This is a genomic window from Haematobacter massiliensis, assembly GCF_000740795.1.
Taxonomy (GTDB): Bacteria; Pseudomonadota; Alphaproteobacteria; order Rhodobacterales; family Rhodobacteraceae; genus Haematobacter; species Haematobacter massiliensis.
In genome coordinates this window covers 90,298-117,008 of sequence record NZ_JGYG01000002.1, presented here as the reverse complement: position 1 = coordinate 117,008, position 26,711 = coordinate 90,298, and the positions used below count along the sequence as shown (strand labels likewise).

The 26,711-nt window shown below is 66.0% G+C and carries 28 protein-coding genes and 1 pseudogene; 10 read left to right on the top strand and 19 right to left on the bottom strand.

The features are described 5' to 3' along the window. Positions 1-46: 46 nt before the first annotated feature. From CN97_RS03695 to hslO, 3 genes are read right to left on the bottom strand one after another with little or no spacing between them, the layout of a single operon-like run. On the bottom strand, positions 47-1,177 hold the full coding sequence (locus tag CN97_RS03695; RefSeq protein ID WP_035707393.1) for a CCA tRNA nucleotidyltransferase: 1,131 nt from the start codon (positions 1,175-1,177) through the stop codon (positions 47-49). Then, complete coding sequence (locus tag CN97_RS03690) at positions 1,167-1,811, bottom strand: CoA pyrophosphatase (protein WP_084683977.1); 645 nt, start codon at positions 1,809-1,811, stop codon at positions 1,167-1,169. Before CN97_RS03690 ends, CN97_RS03695 begins: the two co-directional genes overlap by 11 nt. Then, positions 1,801-2,823 (bottom strand): Hsp33 family molecular chaperone HslO, encoded by a 1,023-nt coding sequence (gene hslO / locus CN97_RS03685; protein ID WP_035707390.1) that lies wholly within the window; start codon positions 2,821-2,823, stop codon positions 1,801-1,803. Before hslO ends, CN97_RS03690 begins: the two co-directional genes overlap by 11 nt. 80 nt (positions 2,824-2,903) lie before the next feature. Here hslO and CN97_RS03680 point away from each other — a divergent pair, with 80 nt between their 5' ends. The 3 genes from CN97_RS03680 to CN97_RS03670 all read left to right on the top strand — a co-directional run bounded on the left by CN97_RS03680 (position 2,904) and on the right by CN97_RS03670 (position 4,745). Further along, entirely contained in the window at positions 2,904-3,359 is a 456-nt protein-coding gene (locus CN97_RS03680) for an NUDIX domain-containing protein (protein ID WP_035707386.1), read from the top strand. A 133-nt stretch (positions 3,360-3,492) separates the two neighbouring features. Then, positions 3,493-3,957 carry a RidA family protein gene (locus CN97_RS03675; RefSeq protein WP_035707383.1) on the top strand — a complete coding sequence of 155 codons (465 nt, stop codon included), beginning with the start codon at positions 3,493-3,495 and terminating at the stop codon, positions 3,955-3,957. Then, positions 3,957-4,745, top strand: a complete 789-nt coding sequence (locus CN97_RS03670; RefSeq protein WP_035708279.1) for a glycerophosphodiester phosphodiesterase family protein — start codon at positions 3,957-3,959, stop codon at positions 4,743-4,745. The genes CN97_RS03675 and CN97_RS03670 overlap by 1 nt, the downstream gene beginning before the upstream one ends. Before the next feature lie 71 nt (positions 4,746-4,816). Here CN97_RS03670 and CN97_RS20520 read toward each other — a convergent pair whose 3' ends face one another. Beyond that, positions 4,817-4,960 (bottom strand): hypothetical protein, encoded by a 144-nt coding sequence (locus CN97_RS20520; RefSeq protein ID WP_156969572.1) that lies wholly within the window; start codon positions 4,958-4,960, stop codon positions 4,817-4,819. Between the two features lie 479 nt (positions 4,961-5,439). Between CN97_RS20520 and CN97_RS03665 the strand changes: the two genes are divergently transcribed. The 3 genes from CN97_RS03665 to rsmD all read left to right on the top strand — a co-directional run bounded on the left by CN97_RS03665 (position 5,440) and on the right by rsmD (position 8,883). Then, positions 5,440-6,624, top strand: a complete 1,185-nt coding sequence (locus tag CN97_RS03665) for a GNAT family N-acetyltransferase (RefSeq protein ID WP_035707381.1) — start codon at positions 5,440-5,442, stop codon at positions 6,622-6,624. Between the two features lie 484 nt (positions 6,625-7,108). Next, entirely contained in the window at positions 7,109-8,314 is a 1,206-nt protein-coding gene (locus CN97_RS03660; RefSeq protein ID WP_035707379.1) for an NAD(P)/FAD-dependent oxidoreductase, read from the top strand. Continuing rightward, complete coding sequence (rsmD, locus tag CN97_RS03655; RefSeq protein WP_035707376.1) at positions 8,314-8,883, top strand: 16S rRNA (guanine(966)-N(2))-methyltransferase RsmD; 570 nt, start codon at positions 8,314-8,316, stop codon at positions 8,881-8,883. The genes CN97_RS03660 and rsmD overlap by 1 nt, the downstream gene beginning before the upstream one ends. Before the next feature lie 16 nt (positions 8,884-8,899). Here the strand turns inward: rsmD and CN97_RS03650 are convergent, their stop codons facing one another. From CN97_RS03650 to mutM, 9 genes and pseudogenes are all read right to left on the bottom strand, one after another. Then, complete coding sequence (locus tag CN97_RS03650; RefSeq protein WP_035707373.1) at positions 8,900-9,214, bottom strand: DMT family transporter; 315 nt, start codon at positions 9,212-9,214, stop codon at positions 8,900-8,902. 333 nt (positions 9,215-9,547) lie between these two features. Further along, positions 9,548-10,174 carry an FMN-binding negative transcriptional regulator gene (locus tag CN97_RS03645; protein ID WP_035707370.1) on the bottom strand — a complete coding sequence of 209 codons (627 nt, stop codon included), beginning with the start codon at positions 10,172-10,174 and terminating at the stop codon, positions 9,548-9,550. A gap of 102 nt (positions 10,175-10,276) precedes the next feature. Continuing rightward, a pseudogene (locus CN97_RS03640) lies at positions 10,277-10,718 on the bottom strand (VOC family protein). Beyond that, positions 10,715-11,818 (bottom strand): DNA replication/repair protein RecF, encoded by a 1,104-nt coding sequence (gene recF, locus CN97_RS03635; protein WP_035707367.1) that lies wholly within the window; start codon positions 11,816-11,818, stop codon positions 10,715-10,717. The pseudogene CN97_RS03640 and the gene recF overlap by 4 nt, the downstream one beginning before the upstream one ends. A gap of 18 nt (positions 11,819-11,836) precedes the next feature. Further along, positions 11,837-12,955: a DNA polymerase III subunit beta gene (dnaN, locus tag CN97_RS03630; RefSeq protein ID WP_035707365.1), complete on the bottom strand. Its 1,119-nt coding sequence runs from the start codon at positions 12,953-12,955 to the stop codon at positions 11,837-11,839. Between the two features lie 113 nt (positions 12,956-13,068). Next, positions 13,069-14,550: a chromosomal replication initiator protein DnaA gene (dnaA, locus tag CN97_RS03625; RefSeq protein WP_035708277.1), complete on the bottom strand. Its 1,482-nt coding sequence runs from the start codon at positions 14,548-14,550 to the stop codon at positions 13,069-13,071. Between the two features lie 512 nt (positions 14,551-15,062). Further along, positions 15,063-15,341 carry a 30S ribosomal protein S20 gene (gene rpsT / locus CN97_RS03620; protein ID WP_035707364.1) on the bottom strand — a complete coding sequence of 93 codons (279 nt, stop codon included), beginning with the start codon at positions 15,339-15,341 and terminating at the stop codon, positions 15,063-15,065. Between the two features lie 141 nt (positions 15,342-15,482). After that, complete coding sequence (locus CN97_RS03615; protein WP_035707363.1) at positions 15,483-16,259, bottom strand: enoyl-CoA hydratase; 777 nt, start codon at positions 16,257-16,259, stop codon at positions 15,483-15,485. Between the two features lie 66 nt (positions 16,260-16,325). Further along, entirely contained in the window at positions 16,326-17,207 is an 882-nt protein-coding gene (mutM, locus tag CN97_RS03610) for a bifunctional DNA-formamidopyrimidine glycosylase/DNA-(apurinic or apyrimidinic site) lyase (protein WP_035707362.1), read from the bottom strand. A 72-nt stretch (positions 17,208-17,279) separates the two neighbouring features. Here mutM and ubiE point away from each other — a divergent pair, with 72 nt between their 5' ends. The 4 genes from ubiE to pncB are packed head-to-tail and all read left to right on the top strand — an operon-like array spanning position 17,280 to position 21,495. Next, entirely contained in the window at positions 17,280-18,029 is a 750-nt protein-coding gene (gene ubiE / locus CN97_RS03605) for a bifunctional demethylmenaquinone methyltransferase/2-methoxy-6-polyprenyl-1,4-benzoquinol methylase UbiE (RefSeq protein ID WP_035707360.1), read from the top strand. Then, positions 18,030-19,559, top strand: coding sequence for a 2-polyprenylphenol 6-hydroxylase (gene ubiB, locus CN97_RS03600; RefSeq protein WP_035707359.1), 1,530 nt, complete (start codon positions 18,030-18,032; stop codon positions 19,557-19,559). 33 nt (positions 19,560-19,592) lie between these two features. Beyond that, positions 19,593-20,201, top strand: a complete 609-nt coding sequence (gene pncA / locus CN97_RS03595; protein WP_035707356.1) for a bifunctional nicotinamidase/pyrazinamidase — start codon at positions 19,593-19,595, stop codon at positions 20,199-20,201. A 1-nt stretch (position 20,202) separates the two neighbouring features. Continuing rightward, positions 20,203-21,495, top strand: a complete 1,293-nt coding sequence (pncB, locus tag CN97_RS03590) for a nicotinate phosphoribosyltransferase (protein ID WP_035707354.1) — start codon at positions 20,203-20,205, stop codon at positions 21,493-21,495. Between the two features lie 2 nt (positions 21,496-21,497). On the opposite strand, the gene CN97_RS03585 is transcribed toward pncB, so the two are convergent. From CN97_RS03585 to mepA, 6 genes are all read right to left on the bottom strand, one after another. Beyond that, positions 21,498-22,967 carry an inorganic phosphate transporter gene (locus CN97_RS03585; protein WP_035707352.1) on the bottom strand — a complete coding sequence of 490 codons (1,470 nt, stop codon included), beginning with the start codon at positions 22,965-22,967 and terminating at the stop codon, positions 21,498-21,500. Between the two features lie 21 nt (positions 22,968-22,988). Next, complete coding sequence (locus CN97_RS03580; RefSeq protein ID WP_051910935.1) at positions 22,989-23,447, bottom strand: NUDIX hydrolase; 459 nt, start codon at positions 23,445-23,447, stop codon at positions 22,989-22,991. A gap of 145 nt (positions 23,448-23,592) precedes the next feature. Then, positions 23,593-24,015, bottom strand: a complete 423-nt coding sequence (gene arfB / locus CN97_RS03575; RefSeq protein ID WP_035707350.1) for an alternative ribosome rescue aminoacyl-tRNA hydrolase ArfB — start codon at positions 24,013-24,015, stop codon at positions 23,593-23,595. Between the two features lie 236 nt (positions 24,016-24,251). Beyond that, positions 24,252-24,875: a queuosine precursor transporter gene (locus CN97_RS03570; RefSeq protein ID WP_035707348.1), complete on the bottom strand. Its 624-nt coding sequence runs from the start codon at positions 24,873-24,875 to the stop codon at positions 24,252-24,254. 62 nt (positions 24,876-24,937) lie between these two features. Next, positions 24,938-25,849: an esterase-like activity of phytase family protein gene (locus CN97_RS03565; protein WP_035707346.1), complete on the bottom strand. Its 912-nt coding sequence runs from the start codon at positions 25,847-25,849 to the stop codon at positions 24,938-24,940. Next, positions 25,822-26,697, bottom strand: coding sequence for a penicillin-insensitive murein endopeptidase (gene mepA / locus CN97_RS03560; protein ID WP_035707343.1), 876 nt, complete (start codon positions 26,695-26,697; stop codon positions 25,822-25,824). Before mepA ends, CN97_RS03565 begins: the two co-directional genes overlap by 28 nt. Positions 26,698-26,711: the final 14 nt, after the last annotated feature.

Here is a 26,711-nt window from a genome sequence, read left to right as displayed (position 1 = left end):
GCGGGCATAGGCGGAAGCGGTCGGTTTCGCAAGCGGTCTGAAAGCGTTAGCCCGCCAGCAGATCACGCCGGTCGAGGGTGAAGCCGCTGGCGATCCAGCGATCCCGCAGCTCCGCCAGCCGCTGGCCGAGCGCGGGGCCGGTCAGGGGCGCCAGATCCACGGCACGGACCGGGAAATCGGCGGCCTCCCCGCGCGCGGCCTCCGCCATCCACCCTTGCGGCAGCGGGGCGCCCGTGCTTGCGGAGCGGACGAGCCCGATATCCCGCGCCGCAGTCGCGCCGTAGTGATAGCCGAGCGCACCCGGCAGGCCCCCCGCCTCACGCAGAAGGCGAAGGCGGCGCCCCTCCTCCCGCGTCAGGCGCAACCCCTCCGTTTCGCCGCCCAGCACCGCGAGACGGCGGAGCCAGTCGGGGGGAAGCGCCCCTTCCAGATGCACAAGCGGCGCGAGGGCGCGGGGATCGGCGCCCGGCAGCACCTGCGCCAGAACACCCGCCGCCGCCATGCTGGCCACCGCGGGCGCCGGGTCGGGCGCGGCGAGGAGGCGGCGAAGCTCCATGGTCACCCGCTCCCGCGACAGGGTCGAAAGTCCCTCGGCCAGCGCGGCACAGGCGGCAAGACCCTCCGGGTCGGGCCCATCGGTGCCGTAGCGCGCGAAGAAACGGAAGAACCGCAGAATCCGTAGATAATCCTCGCGGATCCGGGCCTCCGGGTCGCCCACGAACCGCACGCGGCCCGCCCGCAGGTCGGGAAGGCCGCCCAACGGGTCGATGACCTCCCCCTCCCGCGTGGCATAGAGCGCGTTCATGGTGAAATCCCGTCGCGCCGCATCCTCGGCCAGATCGGCGGAGAAGGCCACGCGGGCATGGCGTCCGTCCGTTTCCTCATCGCGGCGGAAGGTCGTCACCTCATGGCCGATGCCGCCGGAAACGACCGTGATGGTGCCATGGTCGATCCCGGTCGGCACGGCGCGCAGGCCCGCGGCTTGCGCGGCGGCAATGGTTGCCTCGGGGGCCGCATCGGTGGCCATGTCCACATCCGCTACCGGCAGGCCCATCAACGCATTGCGCACACAGCCGCCAACCGCCAGAATGCGATGCCCCTGACGTTCCAGCGCCGCAAAGACCGCTTGGGTCTCCGGCCTGGCAAGCCACGCACCGGCGATTCTGTCAGCGGCCATCTCCCACCTCCATCCGCCGGGCGAGCGCCATGAGCATACGCGCCGTCGCCCCCCAGATGTAATAGGGGCCGTAGGGAATCACATAGTAGCTGCGGAATTCGTTCCGCCAGCGCCGCTTCTCGATCCGGTAGAGGCGCGGATCGGCGAGGCGGGAGAGTGGCACGGTGAACACCTCCTCCACCTCTCCCGGTTCCGGGCGGGCGATGAAGGGCGCGCGGACCTCCCCCACGATGGGATGAACGCGGTAGCCGGTGACCGTCTCATGCACCGGCAGATGGCCGAGGATCGCCACGCTTGCCGGCGGAAGCCCGATTTCCTCCTCCGCCTCGCGGAGCGCGGCGGAAGGGGCATCGGCATCGCCTGGGTCGATCTTGCCGCCCGGAAAGGCGATCTGTCCGGGATGATGCGCGAGATGGGAGGATCGCTTGGTCAGGATGACCTCCAGCCCCGCCGGACGGTGGAGCAGCGCGATCAGCACCGCCGCCTCCCGCAGACGCCGGCCTTCGGGCAGGACGACCTGTGGGTTGAGGTCGAAATCGCTCGATCCCTCCGGCAGATCGACGGAGAGGGCGGACCGCACCCGGCCCAGCGGGTCGGATGCGGGAGGGAAAGAGGCGGTGGCCTCAGCGGTCATTCTTGCCGTCACTGCCGGCGACATCCTCGGGAGCGATCTCCGCCTCGAAGCCCAGCGTCCGGGGATCGAACTCGTAATGCGCGCCACAGAACTGGCAGTCGGCCGTCACGATCCCTTCCGGCGTGGTCATGTGGCGGATGTCCTTGGCCGAGTAGATCGACAGGCTCTGCCGCACGCGATCCTCCGAGCAGGTACAGCCGAACTTCACCGGCTGGGCATCATAAACGCGCGGGCCTTCCTCGTGGAAGAGCCGCACCAGAAGGTCGGTCGGATGCACGCTCGGCCCCACCAGTTCCATGTCCTCGACCGTGTCGAGCAGATGGTTGGCGCGGCTCCAGTTCTCCTCCTCATCCCCGTCGAGAATGTCGACAGGGAGCAAGAGGCCGCCCTCCCCCGATCCGCCATCCTTGGCGAAGGGGGAGCTTTTCGGCATGTGCTGGAGCATGACGCCCCCGGCGCGCCAGCGCTCGGGCCCACCCGGCAGACGGCTGCGCCCGTAGGTGACGGAGAACCGCGTCGGCAACTGCTCCGACTGGGCGAAATACGTCTCCGCGCAGGCGGCGAGCGACCCGCCCGCGATGGGGGTTATCCCCTGATAGGGCGTGGTGCCCGGCCCCTGGTCGATCAGGATGGCGAAATAGCCCTTGCCGATCTGACTGAAGGGATCGCCACTCTCCTGCAGCCGCTCCTCATCGAAGCTCGCATAGGCGCGGATGCGGGCGGGCATGCCATCTTCGGTCGGGGCGTAGTAGTCGGTCGCGATGAGCCGCGCCGGACCGTCGCCGCGGATCTGGAGCGAGAGCTTCCAGCGCAGCTTGATGGTCTGACCGATCATCGCGGTCAGCATCACGGCTTCTGCGACCAGCGCCTCGATGGCGGCGGGATAGTCGTGCTGCTTCAGAACATCGTCGAGCACCCCGTCAAGCCGGGCGACCCGGCCGCGGATGTCCGAGCGGTCAAGTTGAAACGGGAGGACGGTATCGTCCCAGGCGATCTGAGATCCAAGAGTCATGGGGTTTCCTTGCGCGTCGCGCCTTGGCATACCGCCCTATATAGGGAACCCGTGCGGGGGACCAAGGGCAAGGATGACCCATGATACGACGGATCGGTGAACCGGTGAGGGCGGATCGGCGTTACGGGCTGAGGCCCGGAGCGTATGCGATGCTGGTTTTGGGCGACAGTCTGCTGATGACCTTTCAGGCGGAACCGACGCCGGAGCTGCAACTTCCGGGCGGGGGCGTGGATCCCGGCGAGTCGCCTGTCCGCGCCCTGCACCGGGAGGTGATGGAGGAAACCGGCTGGGCCATCGCCACCCCCCGGCGTGTCGGGGCCTACCGGCGCTTCACCTACATGCCGGAATACGACCGCTGGGCGGAGAAGCTCTGCACCATCTACATCGCCCGGCCCGTCTTGCGGCGCGGAGAGCCGACGGAGCCGGGGCATACCGCGCTCTGGCTGCCCGTGGCCGATGCCCCGGAAATGGCCGCGAATGAGGGGGAGCGGCTGTTTCTGGAGCAGCTTGCAGCAGGCCTGATCCCTGCTCCCTGATATCCCGCCGGCACCGGCCCACCATCCCGCGTGGCGTCAAAGGGGGTTCCGCGCCCCGGCGCAACCGGATAGCCTCCGGCCCGCAATGCGGCGTGCGGCAATGGCTGCGCGCCCCGAAGGAAGGGAGCCCCTCATGGCCGGAAAGATCGAGACGAAACTCGCCGAACTGGGTGTCACGCTGCCGGAGGCGCCGGTGCCCGCGGCCAACTACGTGCCCTATGTGCTGACCGGCAATCAGGTCTATGTCTCCGGCCAGATCAGCCAGGGGCCGGAAGGTCTCATCACCGGCAAGCTCGGCAGCGGTCTGGATGTCGCGGCGGGGGCAGCGGCGGCGAAAGCCTGCGCGATCAGCCTGCTGGCGCAGCTGAAAGCGGCCTGCGGCGGCGATCTCGACCGGCTGGTGCGCGTGGTGAAGCTGACCGGCTTCGTCAATTCGACACCCGACTTCACCGATCAGCCCAAGGTCATCAACGGCGCCTCCGATTTCCTTGTCGAAGCGCTCGGCGATCAGGGCCGCCATGCCCGGTCCGCCGTGTCGGCCGCCTCGCTTCCGCTGGGCGTCGCGGTGGAGATCGAGGCGATCTTCGAGGTGCGATGATGACGGCAGACCCGCTGCCCCGCGTCGCCCTTCCCGCCGACTTCCTGCGCATCCCCATCGCGCACCGGGGCCTGCACGACATGGCGGAGGGCCGGGTGGAAAACTCGCTCTCCGCTGCGCGGGCGGCGATGGTCGCGGGTTACGGGATCGAGTTGGATCTGCAGCTCTCCGCCGACGGTCAGGCGATGGTGTTCCATGACGAAAGGCTCACCCGCCTGACCCAGCATACCGGCTGGCTGCGGGAGCGGACGGCAGCGGAACTGGGAACCATGCTGCTCAAAGGCGGCACGGACGAGATCTCGACGTTCGCCAAGCTTCTGGAGGTGGTGGCAGGTCGCGTGCCGCTTCTGGTGGAGATCAAGGATCAGTCCCGCGCCTCCAGCGAGGATGTGGGCGAGCTGGAAAAGGCCACTGCCGCCGCTCTGGATGGCTACGATGGTCCGGTGGCGATCATGTCCTTCAACCCGGCTTCGGTCATTGCCTTCGGGGAGCTGCGCCCCGATCTGCCGCGGGGCATCATCACCTGCTCCTACGACCCGGATGAATGGGACAAGCTCTCACCCGAAACCTGCGCCCGGCTGCGGGCCATCCCGGATTACGAGGCGGCGGGGGCCTCCTTCATCTCCCATCAGCGGTCCGATCTGGGACGCGCTCGGGTGGCGGAGCTGAAGGCGGCGGGCGCGTCGATCCTGACATGGACCGTCCGCAACCCCGAGGAGGAGGAGGAGGCCCGCCGCGTTGCGGACAACGTCACCTTTGAGGATTATCTGCCCGCCATTCCCGCCTGATGCGTCTCCGTCCGAGGCGCCAGCAGGCCTGACCGCTGACCGCGTACGACCCGTCCGCCCTTGCGCCGCCCTCAGCCCAGCGACCGGTCCGGTGCGGTGCGGTGCGGTGCGGTGCGGTGCGGTGCGGTGCGGTGCGGTGCGGTGCGGTGCGGTGCGGTGCGGTGCGGTGCGGTGCGGAAATCCGTCGCCTGATCCCTGCCGGTGATCCAGAGCAATCTTTGCTCCGGCAAGGCGGCACAGTCCGTGGCTTCTTATCCTCATCCATTCGCGCGGCGACCTGGCGGACAGGTCGCCTGTCAGACTGCTCGGCTGGCAGTGCTTCCCGCGTGGCGACAGCCTCGGGTTCGGAACCTGCTGTCGTCATGCGGCTGGCCGCCTGGAACGCGCCAGCATAGTCGCAAGGCACCATTCTCATCGACGGGGTCGGGCGCGGCACGGGCAAGCCACGCTCCTGCCTGGCACCACTGGCAGGCCCCTAAGAACAACTGCGCGACGGTCAGGCTCAATCCGCGTGGTCAGACCAGTTGCGGCACCGATGAGCCGGGCGGCACCTGCAACCTTGCGGCGCATCGGCAGACCGGCCCCGACCACGCCGTATCCCGCGCCCCGCCGCCATGGCCGGTAACGCTTGACGGCCCGGAGCATTGCGCCAGAGTCGGACCATCCCTCCCCCAAGGCCCCCCGCGGAGCGACCATGGACACCCCGACAGAAGTCACCTTTCATTCCCGCATCGACGAGATCGGCGCGGATACATGGGATGCCTGTGCCGCGCCGGAAGCCATGAGCGGTGGCCGTCCGTTCGATCCGTTCACCACCTACCGCTTCCTCGCCGCGTTGGAGGACTCGCGGTCCGTCGGCGGCGGCAGCGGCTGGATGCCGCGCCACGCGGTCGTCCGCCACGCGGGGGAAGCCGTCGCGGTTGCACCGCTCTACGTGAAATCCCACAGCCGGGGCGAATACATCTTCGACTTCGCCTGGGCGGAGGCGTGGGAGCGCGCGGGTGGGCACTATTACCCGAAGCTTCAGATCGCCGTGCCCTTTACCCCCGCCACGGGACGGCGGTTCCTTGCCCGTCCGGGCTTTGAGGAGTTGGGTCGGGCGGGCCTTCTGGCCGGAGCCACGCAACTGGCGGAGGCCAACCGGCTTTCTTCCCTGCACATCACCTTCTGCACGGCGGAGGAAGCGGAGGCCGGCGCGGCGATGGGGCTGCTTCATCGCGTGACCCAGCAGTTTCACTGGGAGAACCGGGGCTATGCGGATTTCGATGCCTTCCTCGCGGAGCTTGCCTCGCGCAAGCGCAAGACGATCCGCAAGGAGCGCGCTGCGGCGCAGGGTTTTGGCGGCGAGATCGTGGCGCTGACCGGCGATGCCATCGTGCCCGAGCACTGGGAGGCTTTCTGGCGCTTCTATCAGGACACCGGTGCGCGGAAATGGGGCAGCCCCTATCTCACCCGTGCCTTCTTCGACCGCCTCCAGGAAACGATGCGGGAGGATATCTTGCTGGTCATGGCCCGGCGGCGCGGAAGCTGGATCGCGGGTGCCCTGAACTTCATCGGACGCGACACGCTTTATGGCCGCTATTGGGGGGCGTTGGAGGACCATCCCTTTCTGCATTTCGAGGCCTGTTATTATCAGGCGATGGACTTCGCCATCGACAACCGGCTGTCGCGTGTGGAGGCGGGCGCACAGGGGGAACACAAGCTCGCCCGCGGCTATCTGCCAACGCAGACCCATTCCCTGCACTGGATCCGGGACAAGGGCTTCCGCCGCGCTGTGGAGCAATTCCTGACAGCGGAACGGGAGGCGGTATCGGAGGAAATAGACGTGCTGACAAGCTACGGACCCTTCCGCCACATCCCGGGGGTGGAGCCGCAATAGCCCTTGCCTCCACGGCGAGCGGACGCGACATGAGGCGCGCCAGATCATCACCGACGCCTTGCGCTTCTCCGCCACGACAAGGCAGGCGGGCCGGCCGTCTCGGTAAGCGGGGGGAGCAATCCGGACGCGTAGCTGCGCCCCTTCGGAACCCCGGCACGATAAAGGCGCGCGGCCCTTACCTGCCGGCAGCAACCGTCGGGATCGTCTGTCGAGTAACGCCTCATCCCTCCCCCTCCGTCCCGGACATAATCGCCTGCGGGATTCGGCGCTCCGAACCATCGGCGAACAGACCGCCTGATCTCATGCAGCCGAGCACTCCGGGGATAGTCGGACCTGAGCAGCGCCCCTTTCAGCACATGACCGCATCGGGTGGTGTCGGGAGTGGCTCATGGCCCTGCCTCACGCCCCCTCTCCGCATCACCTGCCCGCGTTGCGCAGGGCGCAGCCTCTCACTATGGTCGCTGCAATCATGGCGGAGGGATGCATGACCAGGATCGTGGTGGTTGGCGCGGGGCAGGCCGGGGCGTCGCTGGTGGCGAAGCTGCGGAGCCTTGGCTTTGCCGGAACGATCACCCTGATCGGCGAAGAACCCGTGCCGCCCTATCAGCGCCCTCCCCTGTCCAAAAAATACCTGCTGGGGGAACTGGAGGAAGAGCGGCTCTACCTCCGCCCGATGCAGTTCTACGCGGACAATAACATCGGCCTGCGGCTCGAGACCCGTGTCACCGCCATCGACGCGGCGCGGCGGATCGTGACGGCGGGGGGCGACGCGATTCCCTACGATCACCTCGTGCTGACGACGGGCGGGCGGGCACGAACCCTTCCTGCCGCGGTGACGGGCCATCGCGATGGCATCCACCTCGTGAGGACGCTCGCGGATGTGGACCGGATGGCGCCGGAATTCATCTCGGGGCGCAAGGCGCTTATCCTGGGGGGCGGCTATATCGGGCTGGAGGCGGCAGCGGTGGCCGCGCTCCGGGGGCTGGACGTGACGCTGCTCTCCGCCAACGGGCGCATCCTGCGGCGGGTCGCCTCCGAAGCGACGGCGGATTACTTCCGCAGCCTCCACCAGCGCCACGGCGTCCATATTCGCGAGGGCGTGGGCATTGCGGAGCTACTGGGAACCCAGCGCGTGACCGGCGCCGTCCTCACCGACGGCAGCCGGGTGGAGGCGGATTTCCTCGTTGCCGGCATCGGGCTGGACGCGGCGACGGAACTGGCGCAGTCGGCGGAGTTAACCCTTGATAACGGCATCGCGGTGGACGATTTCGGGCGCACCTCCGACCCGGCGATCTGGGCGGCGGGGGATTGCACCTCATTTCCGTTCGCAGGCGGCCGGATCAGGCTGGAGAGCGTTCAGAACGCCATAGATCAGGCAGAGCGCGTGGCGGAAAACATGCTGGGCGCGGCGAAACCCTATGTGCCGGTGCCCTGGTTCTGGTCGGACCAGTATGAGGTGAAGCTCCAGATCGCCGGACTGTCCTCCGGCCATGATCAGGTGGTTGTCCGAGGGGCGGGGGAGGCCGCGCAATCCCACTGGTACTGGCGGCGGGGGCAGTTCATTGCGGTCGATGCGATGAATGACGCGCGGGGCTACATGGTGGGCAAGCGGCTGCTGGAAGCAGGCCGGAGCCCCGACCCGGCGGTGATCGCCGATCCGTCCGCCGATCTTAAGACGTTGCTGCGCTGATGCGGATCATCGGCGGCAGATTTCGCGGCACCCAGCTTGCCGCGGTGGGCGAAGGTGATGCGGCGGCGCATCTGCGCCCCACGACCGACCGGGTCCGGGAGGCGATCTTCAATCTCCTTCAGAACGGCGGATATGGCGATCCGGTGGCGGGCGCGCGGGTGCTGGACCTGTTTGCCGGAACCGGAGCGCTCGGGCTGGAAGCCCTGTCGCGCGGGGCGGTGAAAGTCACCTTCATCGAGGACGGTGTGAAAGGTCGCGCCCTGATCCGCAGCAATGTGGAAAAGCTGCGGGCGCAGGGGACCATCGACCTCTACCGGCGCGACGCCACGCGGATGGGGCCGAACCGGGGGGAACCCTACGGACTTGTGTTCCTTGATCCGCCTTACGGGATGCAGCTTGGGGAGCAGGCGCTTTCCTCCTGCCGGGAGGGGGGCTGGATCGCGCCGGAGGCCCTTGTCGTCTGGGAGGAAAGCACCCCCCCGGCCCCGCCGGAAGGGTTCGAGCAACTCGACCAGCGTCGCTATGGCGACACCGTCGTCACGATCCTGCGCGCCCTTCCCGAAGGCTGACGGCGTGCGGCCCGCGTCAGGAGACGAGCTTCAGCCCGATCACCCCCGCGCCGATCATGCCGATGCAGGCGAGCTGCGCCGCGCTCAGCGCCTCGCCATAGACGAGATAGCCGGTCAGGGAGGTGCCGATGATCCCGATACCGCACCACACCGCGTAGGACAGGCCGATCGGCAGCGTCCGCGCAGCAAGGGCCAGAAAGGCGACACTCGTCGCCATGGCAAGAAGGAGCACCACCGTCGGCCCCAGCCGGGTGAAGCCGTGTGTGTGTTTCAGAAGCCCCGCCCAAGCGATTTCAGAGACACCTGCGAGAAACAGATAGAGCCAAGCCATGGCCATTCTCCGTGGTCATGACAGGGTCGTCCCCGTCGGATGTGCATGAAATGCCGAGCCGTCCCGGCGGAGGCAGATCTAGACCTTCCCCCCACAAGGTCAAGAGCAGGCGGCGAAAGATAGGTTTGCTGGCCATAAGGATGTCGTGGCCGAGAAGGATGTCATGGCGACGACGCCGGAGAAGCTGCGTGCCCGCGACCGGCTGATCTTGGCGATGGATCCTTGGCACAGACGCGGGCTTTGGCACGGACGCGGGAGGTCCTCCTGCCTTTCTGACCTTCGGCTTCGCCCGCATGGCGGGCTTCCAGGGGACCAGATGCGCTGATGAGGGGGTCAGGCGAGGGGAACAAGCCGCCCCGCGGCCCTGTCCGCAGGATTCTCACTCTCGCCCAGACCTGCGGCCACGCCCTCCCTGTCGGTCGCGCTGCGGTTCTGGCTCATCTTCCGCTTGCCCTCCAGCCTGGCGATGGGCAGTCGGAGACCAACGATCCCGCGAAGCTGGGCACGAATGAATGTCTCCGGCGCGTCGGATACGGCCCAGGGCGCGGCGCGGCCGGTTTCATGGGCGTCGGTCAGCCGGGTCACGACGTCCAGAAGCCTGTCGGCATCCTCGAAGAACTCCACCGGCCCGCGGGCATGAACGGTCAGATAATTCCACGTCGGCACGACCTTGCCCGTTTCCTGCTTGGTCGCATACCAGCCGGGGCTGACATAGGCGTCGGGGCCGGAGAAGATGGCAAGCGTCTCCCCCACCGCCTCAGCCCGCCAATGGGGATTGGCCCGCGCGACATGGCCATAGAGCGTGCCGAGCGGCCCTTCCTCCGGGGCGAGCCAGAGCGGAAGCGGCGTGCACTCCATCCCGTCCGCCGTGGCCGTGACCAGACTGGCGAACGGCGCAGCCCGCATCAGCGCGCAAAGGGCTTCGCGGTCATCCTCACGAAAGGCGGGCGGCGTGTACATGGGCATCTCTCCTTCGACACAGGCATAGCGCGGATGGCGCCGCACGTCATCTGTCCAGAGCCGATCAATCCCCTTTGCAGGGGCGCGCCTGCCTGCTCGATGTCAGTCCAGACTGTCGGGCGAGGCGGGCAGCGTCAGGCTGCCATCGTCGTTCAGCGGCCAGAACGGATTATGGGCCAGCTCCCATACATGCCCGTCGGGATCGGCGAAATATCCCGAATATCCCCCATTCCGTGGCAACGGGGGGTTTGAGCGGCGTGGCGCCTGCCGCCACTGCATCGCCAAAGGCGGCTTTCACCTCCTCCACCGTGGCGAAGTTCTGGGCGAGCGTGATCGCCCCGGTGCCGAGCGCGGCTCCCGCCCTCCCCTGATCCGCGGCAAGGTCCGCCAGTCCGAACAGCGCCAGCGCCTGCCCGTGGAGTTGATAGAAGGCGATGCCCTCCTGCTCCGCCACCGGTCGCCAGCCCAGCCGGCCATAGAAGTCCTTGCTCCGCGCCAGATCGGCGACGCCGAGTGTCACGAGGGTAATCCGTTCGGGGATCATGGCATGGTCCTTTGCTGGACAGAGGAACGGCCCTCCGCCGCCTCCACCGCATAGAAGCTGGCCCGCCCGGCAAGGCTTTCAAACAACACCGGGTCCGTGCCGGTGAGGAAGGCCTGAGCGGTGAGCGCCACGATCTCTTCGGCGAGCGCGGCGCGGCGTTCCGGGTCCAGATGCGCGGCAGCCTCGTCGAGCAGAAGCAGCGGCGGATGTCCGGTATCCTCCGCCAGCGCACGGGCATTGGCGAGGATCAGCGACAGCAGGAGCGCCTTCTGCTCCCCGGTGGAGCAGAGCGCGGCAGCCATCCCCTTCTCCCGCCAGACGGCATCTATATCGGCACGATGTGGCCCGGCCAGTGTCCGTCCCGCCGCCATGTCTCGCCGGCGGCCTTCCGCGAACTGCCGGGCGAGCGCCACCGCATCGGCCTCCGGCGCGCCTTCGGGCTGAGTGAGGGTAAGATCGGCAGCGGGAAAGCGCGTCTCCGCCTCCGCCTGAGCAGCCGTGATCCGGGCAAGCGCGCCAAACCGGTTGGCAGTGATCCGGGCCCCCGTCTCCGCCATCTGCGCTTCCAGCGCGTCATACCAGTAGGGATCGTGGACCCCGTCGCGGAGCAGGCGGTTGCGCTCCCGCATGGCCTTGTCATAGGTCAGCGAGGCCTCCGCATGATCCGGCTCGAAACTCATCGCCACCCGGTCGAAGAACCGCCGGCGCCCCTCGGCCCCTTCCGACCACAGCCGATCCATCGCGGGCGTCAGCCAAAGCACGGTCATCAGCCTGGCCAGGGTCACCTGCGGCGCCGCCTTGCCGTCGATCCTAACCTGCCGCGTGCCACCGGCCTCCGCCCAGGTCTCAACCTCATGCGGCAGATCGCTCGCGATGCCGGCGACGATCTTCCAGCCCACATCGTCGGGGCGCCGGGCCAGTTCCTCCGGCCCCGCACGGCGCAACCCACGCCCCGGCGACAGCAGCGACAGCGCCTCCAGCAGGTTGGTCTTGCCCGAGCCGTTATCCCCCCAGAGGGCAACCGGCCGGCCATCGAAGGCCAGCCGGGTCAGCGCGTGCGAACGGAAATGGGACAGCAGAAGGCCGGTAACCCGTGCCATATGGTGCTGATGGCGGCCCTAGACCCGCATCGGCATGACGACATAGACCGCCGACATGTCGCCGCCCTCGCGCATCAGCGTGGGATCACCGGAGGAGTTGAACAGAAACACCGCATTCTCGCGGTCCACCTGGCTTGCGATCTCCAGCAGGTATTTGGCGTTGAACCCGATCTCCAGCCGCTCATCGCCATAGGCCACGGCCAGTTCCTCCTCCGCCGCGCCCGCATCCGGGGCATTGACGGAGAGGACGAGCCGATCCTCATCAATGCTGAGCTTTACGGCGCGGGAGCGTTCGGAGGAAATCGTCGCGACCCTGTCCACCGCCTTGGCGAATTCGGCAGCGTCCACCTCCAGCTTCCGCGTGTTGCCGAGCGGAATGACGCGGGTGTAGTCCGGAAAGGTGCCGTCGATGACCTTGGAGGTCAGAGTGATCGTCGGCGTGGCAAAGCGTACCTTGGTTTCGGAGACGGAGACGGTGATCTCCATCTCATCCTCATCCAGAAGCTTGCGAAGCTCGCCCACCGTCTTGCGGGGAACGATGACGCCGGGCATGTTCTCCGCCCCGACAGGCAGGGGCGCGTCGATCCGCGCGAGTCGGTGCCCGTCTGTCGCCACACAACGCAGCACCGGACCGTCCTCCGAGGTTGCCGTGTGCATGTAGACACCGTTCAGGTAATAGCGTGTCTCCTCCGTCGAGATCGCGAATTTCGACTTGTCGAACAACCGACGAAGGACGGCGGCAGGCGCCTTGAAGGTGGAGACGTATTCCGACGATGCCATCATCGGGAAGTCTTCCTTGGGCAGCGTCGCCAGCGTGAAGGTCGATTTCCCGGCCTGAACCGTCAGCCGGCCCGCTGTCGGATCGTCGGTCAGCGTGACCAGCGCGCCGTCGGGCAGCTTGCGCACGATCTCATGCAGCGTGACCGCAGAAACGGTTGTCGTCCCCGCGCGGGAAACCTCGGCGGGTGCGCAATCCAGCACCTCGATGTCGAGGTCGGTCGCCCGGAAGCTCACCCTGTCTCCCTCGGCCTCGATCAGCACATTGGCAAGGATCGGGATCGTGTTGCGCCGCTCCACGACCGATTGCGCCTGTCCGACCGCCTTGAGCAGCGCGCCGCGTTCGATGCTGATCTTCATTATCCTGCTCCGTCTGCTGCCGTCGCCGAAGTCACCGGCGCCGGGGCGCCGACCTTAGCCCATGGGAAGCGGCAGGCAAGGGGGGGAAGGTCCCGCAGGCGTGAAAAGCGTCGTCAGTTCTGGAGCAGGCGGCGGAGCAGGTCCACATCCTCGGAAAGCTGGCGGTCGATCATCACCAGTTCCTCTATCTTGCGGATACCATGCATGATCGTCGTGTGATCCCGTCCGCCAAAGCGCCGGCCGATTTCCGGCAGCGACCGGGAGGTAAGCTGCTTGGACAGGAACATCGCCACCTGCCGCGGCCGGGCGATGGTGCGGACGCGCTTGGCCGCGATCATGTCGGCCAGGCGGATATTGTAGTATTCCGCAACCTTGCGCTGGATCTCCTCAACCGTGATCTTGCGGTCATTGGCACGGAGAATGTCGGCGAGGCAATCCTGCGTGAGATCGAGCGTGATTTCCTTGCCGACCAGGCTCGCGAAAGCGAAAAGCCGGGTCAGAGCGCCTTCCAGAACGCGGACGTTCGTCGTGATCCGGTGAGCGAGAAACTCCAGCACGCCGGGGGCGAGCTGCACATTGCCATAGCGGCCCTGATAGATCTCGGTCTTCTGCTGGAGGATGCCGAGCCGCAGTTCGTAATCCGTCGGGTGGACATCGACGACCAGCCCGCACTGCAGGCGCGACTTGATCCGCTCCTCCAGGTCCTTGATCTCGCCCGGCGCGCGGTCGGCAGAGATGACGATCTGCTTGTTCTGATCGATCAGCGCGTTGAAGGTGTGGAAGAACTCTTCCTGGGTGGAGTCCTTGCCCGCGATGAACTGCACGTCATCGACCATCAACACGTCGACGGAGCGGAACATCTCCTTGAAGTCCATCACCTGCTTCTCACGCAGCGCCTGGATGAAGCGGTACATGAACTGCTCGGCGGACAGATAGAGAACCTTCAGCTCCGGCCGCTTGGTCTGCAACTCCCAGGCGATGGCATGCATGAGGTGGGTCTTGCCGAGCCCGACACCACCGTACAGGAACAGCGGGTTGAACGAGGCCGGCCCGCCTTCTGCAACACGACGGGCGGCGGCATGGGCAAGTTCGTTCGGCTTGCCGACGACGAAACTGTCAAAGGTGAAGCGCACGTCCAGCGGCGCACCGGGAAGCTCGCCATCCTCGGTCGCCCGCGGCATCGGCGCAGCGGGTTGTGCGACAGGCGCGGAAGTGAAGGCCGGTTGCGGCTCTGCCTGCTTACGCGGCCTGTGCTGCGGGATGCTCTCATGTCCCGCGGATGCATGTCCCGGGTGCCCCTGCCCTGCGGACGCCTGCTCCCCTTGCATCGGTTGGGGCGCCGGCGTGGGACGGCGCGGGGCCACACGAAACTCGACGCGCGACACGGAAGCGCCGGCAAGGCTGATCTGCTGGCGGATCTGATCGGCATAATTGCGCGATACCCAATCCCCCAGGAAGGACGTGGGCACATGGAAGAGCGCGACGCCGTCTTCCACGCCTTCGAATTCCAAAGGCGCAATCCAGGTCACGAAATTGTTGTGTCCCACCGACTGACGGAGGTTATCGCGGACACGTCCCCAAGTATCGTTCGTCATCATCTCTCCGGCGCGTTTCATCTCGTCCTCGGTCACTCGTCCCGACCGCGAGTCGCGGTACGCCACAACATACATTCCCGCGAAAAACACCTTCCGAACCGCCCTTCACCACAGAAGGACGGACCGGCCCCGACGGGCTGCGCCAGCAGGCTCCAGTATCGGACAGGCCGGCAACAGAGTACCGCCGCGCCGAATGCACGGTCAGTCGTTTTCTCTGCCACCGAACGGAAACCGGTGTCGCGCCCGTTCCAATCGAAACCCCAAGCGGCAGCAAGGGTCCGACGGTACGCGACCTGGGTTTCCTCAGGTCCCCCCAGGACGATGTGAATCGCCCAGCCAAGCTAGCAAGCGGTGCTCACCGGCTGCAACAGAACTTCGACCTTGACTCGGTCTTTGTCGCAGCGAATCCCGACAGTCGCGTAACAGCGCCGCAAAAACGCCACACCTGCCGCGCAAAAAGGAAGAGGGGCGCGCCGCGGCACACCCCTCAATCCATTGAAATTCAAGTATTATCAGGCGTTCGCAACCACTGCGAGTCCTTTGACCCGGGACGCGAGACGCGACATTTTGCGGGCAGCGGTGTTCTTGTGCACCACCCCTTTGCTCACCCCACGCGCCAGCTCCGGCTGGGCAAGACGAAGGGCTTCCGCGGCAGCGGTCTGATCGCCGGAAGCGATGGCTTCCTCGACCTTGCGCAGATAGGTGCGGATCCGCGAGCGGCGGGCCTTGTTCACCGCATAGCGGGCTTCGTTCTGACGGGCGCGTTTCTTGGACTGGGGCGTATTGGCCATTGGGTCTCTATCCTATCGATCTGTCGTTTGATCGCGCAAAGACCCAATCTCCGCCGAAGCGGAACGGAATCATGCCTAAGCGGGCCCACGCGCATGTGGAGGCCGCCTATAAGCGAGTCGGCCGCCGAAGGGAAGGGTGAATCAGCGATCGCGGAACTGCGGCTGCCGTTTTTCAAGGAAAGCGGCCATGCCTTCCTTCTGGTCTTCCGTGGAGAACAGCGCATGGAACACGCGCCGCTCGAACAGCACACCTTCGGCGAGCGTCGTCTCATAAGCCCGGTTGACCGTCTCCTTGACCGCCATTGTGGTGACGAGCGACTTCTCCGCGATCTTGCGGGCCGTGGCCATCGCCTCGTCCACCAGGCTCTTGGCCGGCACGACGCGGGAGACGAGGCCCGCGCGCTCCGCCTCCGCCGCGTCCATGAAGCGACCCGTCAGGTGCATGTCCATGGACTTCGACTTGCCCACGAAGCGCGTCAGGCGCTGCGTGCCGCCGATTCCCGCGATGACGCCGAGGTTGATCTCCGGCTGACCGAACTTCGCCGTCTCCGCCGCGATGATGAAATCGCACATCATGGCCAGTTCGCAGCCCCCGCCCAGCGCATAGCCGGATACTGCCGCGATGATCGGTTTGCGGCAGTTGCAGAACCGCTCCGTCTCCGGGGTGAAGAAGTTCTCCGTATACATCTGCACGAAGGTCTTTTCCGACATCTCCTTGATGTCGGCCCCGGCGGCGAACGCCTTTTCCGAGCCGGTGATGACGATGCAACGGACGCGTTCGTCCTTGTCGGCCGCCGTCACCGCCTCCGCCAGTTCGCCAAGCAGTTTCGAGTTCAGCGCGTTCAGCGCCTCCGGCCGGTTGAGCCGGATCAGCTCCACCCCGTCCTCGATCTCGACGATCAGCGTTTCATAGGCCATGCGCCACTCCCCAATCCTGATGCTGGCGAGCATACCTACCAGCCTGCCCCCGCGGATCAAGGGCTCTCAGCGCTGGCAGACCGGGCAGAAGAACGACGAGCGCCCCGATTGCACGACCCGGCGCACCGTTCCGCCGCAGCCGGGGTGAAGGCAGGGCAGCCCCTCCCGCCCGTAGACGCGGAAGGAGTGCTGGAAATAGCCAAGCTCCCCGTCCGCCTGCCGATAGTCGCGCAGGCTCGATCCCCCCGCCTCGATCGCGCGGGTCAGAACGTCGCGGATCACGGGAACGAGTCTGGCGATCTCCGCCTCCGTCATGTCGCGCACCCGCCGCTCGGGCGAAATCAGCGCATCATGGAGCGCCTCGCAGACATAGATGTTGCCCAACCCCGCCACGATGCGCTGATCGAGCAGCGCGGCCTTCACCGGCATCGTCCGGCCCCGCAGACGCTCCGCCAGATAGGTCTCGTTGAAATCGTTGCCGAACGGTTCCGGCCCCAGCCCCGCGAGCAGCGGATGCGCGGCAAGGTCGGCGGTCGGCCACAGGTCCATCATCCCGAACCGCCGCGCGTCGTTGAAGGTGATGCGCGCGCCGCCCTCGATGGTCAGGACGACATGATCGTGCTTCTCTGCCGCGGGAAGCGCGTGGTGGAACACTCCGACCTGTGCTTCTGCGATCAGCATCCGGCCCGACATGCCCAGATGGATCAGCAGCGTCTCTCCCCCGTCCAGATCTGCCCCGCTCACATCGGCCCCGTCCAGATCGGCCAGGATATACTTGGACCGGCGCCGCAGCGCCGCCACGCGTCGCCCGGCCAGCCGCTCCGCCATCCGTTCAGGCAGCGGCCAGCGCAGATCGGGGCGGTTGACCTCCGCCCGCAGAATGCGCCGGCCCTCCATCACCGGCAGCAATCCGCGGCGAACCGTCTCTACTTCCGGCAGTTCAGGCACTTTCGGCTTCCTCTTCAAGTCGGGGGCGTTATATCGGGCGGGCAGCCCGCGACAATGCACCCGGAGGGAAGCATGGCCCAGAACGACAGCACAACCCATTTCGGCTTCCGCACCGTGGCGGAGGGGGAGAAGGCCGGACTGGTCCATGGCGTGTTCACCCGCGTCGCATCCCGCTACGACGTGATGAACGACCTGATGTCGGGCGGCGTCCATCGGCTGTGGAAGAATGCGATGATGGACTGGCTGGCGCCGCGCCCCGGTCAGCGGCTGCTGGACGTGGCGGGGGGCACGGGCGACATTTCCTTCCGCTTCCTCTCCCGTGCGAGAGACACGGAGGCCGTTGTGCTCGACATGACGGAATCCATGCTGGTGGAGGGGCGCAAACGGGCGGAGGCCGCCTCCCTCTCCGACCGGCTGGACTGGGTGACGGGCGATGCCATGGCGTTGCCGCTGAAGGATGCGGCCTTCGACGTCTACACCATCTCCTTCGGCATCCGTAACGTGACGCGCATTCAAGACGCGCTTTCCGAAGCCTACCGCGTGCTGAAACCCGGCGGGCGGCTCATGGTGCTGGAGTTCAGCCAGATCCCGAACGAGGGGCTGCAATGGCTCTATGACCGATATTCCTTCAACGTGATCCCGGTGATGGGGCAGATCGTGGCGAACGACCGCGACAGCTACCAGTATCTGGTCGAGTCGATCCGCAAGTTCCCCGATCAGGAGACCTTCGCCGGGATGATCCGCGACGCGGGGTTCGAGCACGTCAAGTACCGCAATCTGTCCATGGGCATCGCCGCGCTTCATTCGGGGTGGAAGCTCTAGGTGCGGGGGCCGCACAATATCTGGCGCCTGATCCAGACAGGCGCCACGCTGCAACGCGCCGGCGCCATGGGTATCGTGCTGAACGCAATGGATGCGCCGCCCCGGCTCCGGCTGCTGGCACGGGTGGTGGGCTGGCCGTTCGCATGGCTGGGAGCCAAGGGCGACCCGTCGCTGCCGCCGGCGGCGCGCGCGCTGAACGCGCTGGGACCGGCCTATGTAAAATTCGGCCAGATCCTCTCCACCCGGCCCGATGTGGTGGGCCCCGAAGTGGCGGAGCAACTCCGCGTCCTGCAGGATAGCCTGCCCCCCTTCTCCACCGAGATCGCCAAGGTGACGGTGGCGGAGGAGCTGGGCGCGCCGGTGGAGGAGCTGTTCTCCGAGTTTTCCCCGCCCGTCGCGGCAGCTTCCATCGCGCAGGTTCACCATGCCCGGCGCGCGGATACGGGGGAGGATGTCGCGGTCAAGGTCACCCGCCCCGGCATCGAACGCGCCTTCCGCCGCGACATCGACGCCTTCTACTTCGCAGCCAGCGTGATCGAGACGTTGTCCCCCGCCTCCCGCCGCCTCCGGCCTTCCGATGTGGTGCGGCATTTCGACGGCGTGGTGACCGGAGAGCTGGATCTGCGCTCGGAGGCCGCTTCCGCGGACGAATTCGCGGCGAATACCGCGGGTGATGCAGGCTTCAGGGTGCCCAAGGTGTTCTGGGGCTTATCCGCGCGCCGGGTGATGACACTGGGCTGGGTGGACGGCATTCCGCTGGGCGATATCGCGGCCATCGACGCGGCGGGCATCGACCGCAGGGAACTGGGCGAGCGGGTCATCCAGCTTTTCCTGCGCCATGCGCTCCGCGACGGGCTGTTTCACGGCGACATGCATCAGGGGAATCTGAAGGTCGCATTGGACGGCACGCTCATCGCCTATGACTTCGGCATCATGGGGCGGATCGACGAATATACCCGGCGCGTCTATGCGGAGATCCTGTACGGCTTCATCCGGCGCGACTACCGTCGCGTGGCAGAAGTGCATTTCGAGGCGGGCTATGTTCCCCATGACCGTTCGGTGGACGATTTCGCCCGTGCGCTTCGCGCCGTGGGGGAGCCGATCTTCGGCATGGACGCCTCGCGCATTTCCATGGGACGGCTGCTCGCCTACCTGTTCGACGTGACGGAGCGGTTCGGGATGCAGACACGGACGGAACTCATCCTTCTGCAACGCACCATGGTGGTGACGGAGGGTGTGGCACGCTCGCTCGATCCGAATATCAACATGTGGCAGGCGGCAAAGCCGGTGGTGGAGGACTATATCCGCCAGAACCTCGGCCCGCGGGCCGTCGCACATGATCTTGCCCGGACAGCCCGCGTGATGGCCCGTTTCGGCCCCCGGCTTCCCGGATTGGTGGAGGATGCCCTGATCCGCCAGTCCGACCCGCCCCCGCCGCAGCCAAAGCCGCAGCAGGTGCATCCTGTGCTGATCGCGCTCTCCGGTGCGATCATTGCTCTTGCAGGCGTCGCCCTTGGCGCCATGCTCTAGGCGCCGTGCCCTAGGACCCAGGAGGAACGGACCATGACCACCGACAGCAAGGCCCTGATCGTCATCGACGTCCAGAACGATTTCTGCCCCGGCGGCGCGCTGGCCGTGACCGATGGCGATGCGATCCTCCCCCGCGTCAACCGGCTGCTGCGGGAATATGGCACGACCGTGCTGACGCAGGACTGGCATCCGCTCGATCATACGTCCTTCGCGAGCAATCATGCGGACAAGGCGCCCTATGAAACCGTGGACCTTGTCTATGGGCAGCAGGTTCTCTGGCCCGACCATTGCGTGCAGGGCAGCGAAGGAGCGCGCTTTCATCCGGATCTGGAAACGGATCGGGCCGACCTGATCCTGCGCAAGGGCTTTCGCCGGGAAATCGACAGCTACTCGGCCTTCTTCGAAAATGACCGCATCACGCCCACCGGGCTGGAGGGATATCTCAGAAGCCGTGGGGTATCGTCCCTCACGCTGGTGGGACTGGCGACGGACTTCTGCGTGGCCTATTCGGCCGTGGACGGCGCTTCACTGGGGTTCGAGGTGACGGTTCTGAACAGCGCTTGCCGCGGGATAGACCTTGACGGGTCGCTGGCTCGCGCCATCGACGAGATGCGCGACAAGGGTGTGATACTGGAGGAGTGACATGGTCGACATCGCGACGCGGGTCTATAATCACAAGTGGAAGATCGACCCGATCGTGCGGTCCCTGATCGACACGGACTTCTACAAGCTGCTGATGTGCCAGTCGGTTTTCCGCAACAACCCCGACGCGCGCGTCACCTTCAGTCTCATAAACCGCTCCAAGGACGTGCGTCTGGCGGAGCTGATCGATGAGGGCGAACTGCGCGAGCAGCTCGACCATATCCGCTCGCTCTCCCTCAGCCGGGGAGAGTCGACCTGGCTGCGGGGCAACACCTTCTACGGCAAGCGCCAGATGTTCCGCCCCGACTTCATGGAGTGGTTCGAGAACCTCCGTCTGCCGCCCTATGAGCTTGAAAAGCGCGATGGCCAGTACGAACTGACCTTCGAGGGCGCCTGGCCGGAGGTGATGCTGTGGGAAATCCCGGCGCTCGCCGTGCTGATGGAACTGCGCTCCCGCGCCGTGCTGGAGACGATGGGCCGGTTCGAGCTTCAGGTGCTCTACGCCCGCGCGATGACGAAAATCTGGGAGAAGGTCGAGCGGCTTCGTGGCGTGCCGAGCCTCCGCATCGCGGATTTCGGCACGCGGCGGCGGCATTCCTTCCTCTGGCAGGACTGGTGCGTGCAGGCGATGATGGAGGGGCTGGGTCGGACCTTTACCGGTACCTCCAACTGCCTGATCGCGATGCGGCGAGAGGTGGAGGCGATCGGGACCAATGCCCATGAACTCCCCATGGTCTATGCCGCGCTTGCCCGCGATGATGCCGAATTGGCCGAAGCCCCCTACAAGGTGCTGGCGGACTGGCATGAGGAGCATGACGGCAACCTGCGCATCATCCTGCCCGATACCTTCGGAACCAAAGGCTTTCTTGCCCATGCGCCGGACTGGCTGGCGAGCTGGACCGGCATCCGTATCGATTCCGGCGATCCTGCCGAGGGCGCGGAAACTGCCATCGCATGGTGGAAGGAACGGGGCGAAGACCCGCGCGAAAAGCTGGTGATCTTCTCGGACGGGCTGGACGTGGACAAGATCCTGGAGCTTCACGCACAGTTTGCGGGGCGGGTGAAAGTAAGCTTCGGCTGGGGAACCCTGCTCACCAACGACTTCCGCGGACTGGTGCCCGGGGACGCGCTTGCGCCCTTCAGCCTCGTCTGCAAGGCGATCTCCGCCGACGGCTATCCCACGGTGAAGCTGTCGGACAATCCCAACAAGGCCATGGGACCGGAGGAAGAGATCGCGCGCTACAAGCGGGTGTTCGGCGTCGGTGCACAAACCCCGCTGGAAGTGGTCGTATGACGTCAGGCAAGGCCCACCAGGCTGGCGAGAAAATAAAGCAGCCCCGCGAAGGTGGCGCAGAGCGGAACGGTCACGACCCAGGCGGCGAGAATCGTCAGCACATGCGACCGGCGAACCAGGAGCCGCCTCCGGGTAACCTCTGGCGGCGCCGCGGCTGAATCGCGGGGCGGACGTGCCCCGCGCGCCCGCCATTCCCGGTAGAATCCGACCCCGAAGACGCCGCCTACTGCAATATGGGTGGAGCTGACCGGAAGTCCTGCGGCTGAAGCCAGCAGGACCGTTGCTGCCGTGGACAATGCCACGCACCACGACCTGACTGGATTCAGACGGGTAATCTCGCTGCCGACAATGCGGATGAGACGCGCTCCGAAGAGCACGAGGCCGACCGACAGGCCCGCCGCGCCCAGCAGGATCGTCCAGGTCGGCCCCCCCGCATCCCGCTGGTCCAGCTCCAATGCCTCCACGATGGCCACCAGCGGACCGATGGCATTCGACACATCATTGGAGCCATGTGCGAAACACAGCAGCAGCGATGCCATGACAAGCGAAGGCCCGAACAGCGGCCGCAGCGACCGGCGTCGGTTCTCCAGACCGATGGCCGCTTTCCTGACCACAGGCCGGGAGATGAGCCAGGTCGCGGCACCCACCACAACCGAGCCCGCCAGCAGAAACGCCGTGGGCACGGAGATCGCAGGCAGCGCGCGCGCGAGAAGGTAAGCGCTGAAAACGGCGGCCATCACGCCCATCAGCATCGGCAGCCAGCGTTGCGCAGCGGCGATCTTGTCTTCCCGCTCAGAAATGAGCGTATCGACCAGCGCGAGAAACCCGGCCGCCAGTCCTCCTCCGAGCAGCGGAGACAGCACCCAGGCCCCGGCGATCATGCCGATCTGTGGCCAGTCGACCGCCCCCAGCCCTGCCGCGCTGACCCCCGCACCCGTAATCGCACCGACAATGGCATGCGTGGTGGAGACCGGGGCGCGAAGCCATCCCGCAAGGTTGATCCAGAGAGAGGCCGCCGCCAATGCTGCGATCATCACGGGGATGATCTGCCGGGACTCCGAGGGCTGGTCAAACAGGAGGAGCCTGCCGGATATCGTCGCCACCACCTCATGACCCGAGATCAGCGCGCCTGCAGCCTCTGCCACAGCCGCGGCAAACAGCGCGGCGCCGAGGCCAATCGCCCTCGCGCCGACCGCCGGCCCCATGGTATTGCCGATGTCATTGGCGCCGATATTGAGCGCCATGTAACCTGCCAGCACAGCCGCAACGGCCAGGACGACGACATCCGACCGCCCTCCGACTGCGACGGCGGCTCCGCCGGCCACGAGTATGAAGGCCACCGCGATGGAGCCCGCGATCAGCGGGCGGGACACATAGGCGGAGGCTGTCTCCAGACGACCGATGTACTTCAGATCCCGGTCGAGCGTGCGCCAGCGATTTGGCGGCTCCGATGGGCCGTGAGGTCCGGGCATGCATCCTCTCCCGAAGCGCCGTCAGACCGTCGCGATCAGCCTTTTGAGATCCGGCTCACCCAACAGTTTCATTGCCTCTTCCCGCGTGACCCAGCGGCGATCACGCCTGCGTTTTTCCGGGTAGCTGTCAGCAAGTTCCGACACTTCGATCGGAAAGACCTGCACTTCGCAGCGCACGGGCAAGCCGGTGTCCGTCAGCTTGTCATAGACATAGCTGCCGATCGGCTGCTCACCTAGACGCCCGCGGACGCCCGCCTCCTCCCATGCTTCTATAGAAGCGGCCTCCGCCAGCGACCGGCCCTTCATCGGCCAACCCTTCGGCACGATCCAGCGCCGGGTGTTGAGCGTATTGACCAGAAGATACTCTCGCCTACCCGACTTCTCACGCCAGCAAAGTGCTCCCACCTGCAATTCAGCAGGACGGGAAAGGCCGGGGCCGATGGCCCCCTTCAACGCATCGATAAGACCGAAGGGACGCATGGGTTTCTTCTTTTTCTGCTCGATCCCGATACTGAAAGCTCGGGGCGGTTAGGGAAAGCTCCGTCTTCTAAAACACGGCGAAACGAAGGTAACAAAGAGGCACTCGCCCATAATATGGGCTGTCACGAGAAAGGATGCCAGATGCTCAATCTTCGGCATCAGGGTTGCTCCGAAGCGACTTTACCGTGCTGCGGTGCGCCTTGCCCTCCAGACGACGCCGCTGACTGCTGAGCGTCGGACGCGTGGCGATCCGGCGCTTGCGGGGAACGAGGGCTGCGCGAATCAGTTCCGCCAGCCGCTCCCGCGCGATTTCCCGGTTGCGCGCCTGGCTCCGCGTCTCCTCCGCCCGGATGAGAACGGCGCCATCCGCCGTCCAGCGCCGCCCCGCGAGCCGGCGGAGCCGCGCCTTTATCTCCGGCGTGAGATGCGGGCTGCGCTCCGCTTCGAAGCGGAGATCGACAGCGGTGGAGACCTTGTTGACGTTCTGCCCGCCCGGGCCGGAAGCACGGGAGAACGTCTCGGTCATCTCCCAGTCGGCGATGGCGATATGATCGGTGATGCGAAGCATTTTTGACAAACTGACAGGGGCCACCCGAATAGGGCGGCCCCAGCGAGATCTACGGAGATGGGCCAGTTAGGACCGAACCCAATCAGGGATTACAACCTGAAGGGTTGCCTTCAGATCACGGCCCCCCTGACTGTCCCGACACCTCTCTCCAATATCACTCTAGACACTGGACCACCTCCTTTCGCTGTTGCCGTTGAAGATCAACGTGGCACAGCCGAAAAATTTGTCCACAGAAATCATGCGGTGCCGGTAGCGTAGCGGCGGACGATTGCCCGAAAAGGCATCAGTACGATCAAGGAAAGGGCAATTTTTACAAGCCAATCGGCACATCCCAGCGATACCCACAGCGGAACCAGTGGTCCAACCCCCAGAAGCGGCAGGATTTCATTGGCCCAGCTCACGTCGTTGGAGGGTTCGATAGCCACGAACCAGCCGGAGAAGGCGATGGAGAAAAAGAGCACCGTGTCCAGTGAGGACGCGAGCAGAGAGGAGACGAACGGCGGCCGCCACCATGCCTGATGCCGCATCCGGTCAAAGATCGTTGCATCCAGAAGTTGTCCGCACAGGAATGCCACCGCGGAACCGATCGCAACACGGAGCGTGACGAGCGGGCCGAACTCCCCCTGGATCTGCGTGCCGATGAAGGAGCAGACGATACCCGTCACCAACCCCCAGAACACGACCTTGCGCGCGGCGGTCAGCCCCTGAAGCCGGTTGACCACCTCATTGACGAAGAACGCCAGCGGATAGGTGAAGGCGCCCCATGTCAGCCATTGGCCGAACAGGAACTGAACGAGGATGTTCGAGGCCACGACGACGATGGCCATGGCAATGATGCCGGGAAGCAGCGAGGAGCGCATATCGGGTGTCCGTTTTGGCAAGGTAGCGGAAACTTGGCCCGCAATCCCGCGGACGCCTGCCCTTACTCCCTTGACGCGTGGCGATCAAGCGCCTCGCGCGAGCGGTATTCCACGATATCCGTATTCAGGAGCAGAGGCAGAAAATTGTCGTCGGAAATCATGGTAAAGACGAGGTAACCCTCCCCGTCCTCCCAGACCGACAGCCCCTCCAGATTGCCGTATTGGCGGAACGGCGTCTGCAACAGCACCTGCTCATCACCGGCGGAGATGTCGGTCACAGCGAAGGAGCGGATGCGGGAGCGGAAACCGGACAACCGCCCGAAGCCGCGCTCCAGCAGGTAGAGCCGCCCGTCCGGACCGAAGTCCGCCGCTACGGCCAGCCACTCCGGGTCGCGGCGGAGCGAATAGGGAATGGTCCACTTGCCGCTCTTGAAGCGATAGACGGGCAGTTCCGTATCGCTCTGCGGGTTCTCCGGGAAGGTGTAGAGCGCACCCTTCTCATCCATCGCCAGCGCTTCGAAACTCTTGTTGCGGATAAGCTTCTCGCTCCCCGGAACGGGTGGCAAAGGCACAAGCTCCTGCCCCGGCGTGCGGGAGCCATAGACCCGGTGCCGGGTCTCCTCTGATATCCATAAAGTGCCATCCGGGCTGAGCGCCAGCCCCTCGGAGTCCAGTTTGGCCCGCTTGCCGCCTTTCAGGGTGAGCGGCGTCACCGGGCCGGAGGTGACGCTGGTGATCCGCCCCTTCTCGTCCCTCTCGAACCGCCCCTCCACCAGCGACGACCGGTCGGAGAGCGCATAGAACCCCTCGCCGTCATCCTTCACCTCGATGGCGGAGAAACCGCCGAAGGCCGGATCCTCGATCCGCCAGCGGAAGCTGCCAACGAAATCCAGCCGGCTGGTGACCGATTCCGCCAGCACGGAAGGAGCGATGAGAAGCGCAGCGATCAGCGCGATGCCAGAACGTTTGAGCATTGGGCGGGGAGGTCTGCCATTGTAAAGTCACGGGGACCGCGCGGGCGCGGGGCGGGCTTCTCGCCCGGTTTGGGCTTTGGTGGATTCAGGTAATCCGTCACCCACCATGCCAACGTATCGTCGCAGCCGCTCCCCCCCTTGGACAGCTCGTCGACCGTTGGCGTCTGCGTCACGCAGGCGCGCGACCCACGCGGGCATTTCAGCCGGACGTGGAAATGCGTGTTATGCCCGGCGATGGGCCGGATCTTCTGAAGCCATGCCGCATCCGACCGTTTCGCGGTGCGGCACATCTCGATCTTCACCGCCGCCGCGACAAAAACCCGGTCCACCCGCGGATCGGACGCCGCCGCGCGCAGCAGCGCCGCATGGGCAGGCGTGAAGTTCCCGTTCACGCGTTTCTGATCCGCCGTGCGGACCGAAATCGAACTGATGTTTTCCCGCTCCGTCTGGGTCAACGTCAGGCGGGAGGGCGGCAGCATCCAGATGTCTGCATCCAGACCGATCTGATGAGAGGCGTGACCGGAGGTCATCGGGCCGCCCCGCGGCTGGCTGATGTCGCCGATATAGAGGCCGGGCCAACCCACCTGAGTGGCCGCGGCCGACAGTTCCTGAAGGAACCGGATCATCTCCGGCTGGCCCCAGTAGCGGTTCCGGGAGAGCCGCATCGCCTGCCATGTCGGACCGGTTTCCGGCAGCGGCACCAGCCCCGACGCACAACCCTTGGCATAGCTGCCGATCGGCGCCGCCACCTGTGCGGAGGGGCGCGCCGCAGCGCCGAAAAACTGGTAGGCCTTCTGTTCCGCAACGGCCGGCGAAGCCGCAAGGGCCGCCAGGACAGAAAACAGCATGGCTCTGATCGTGG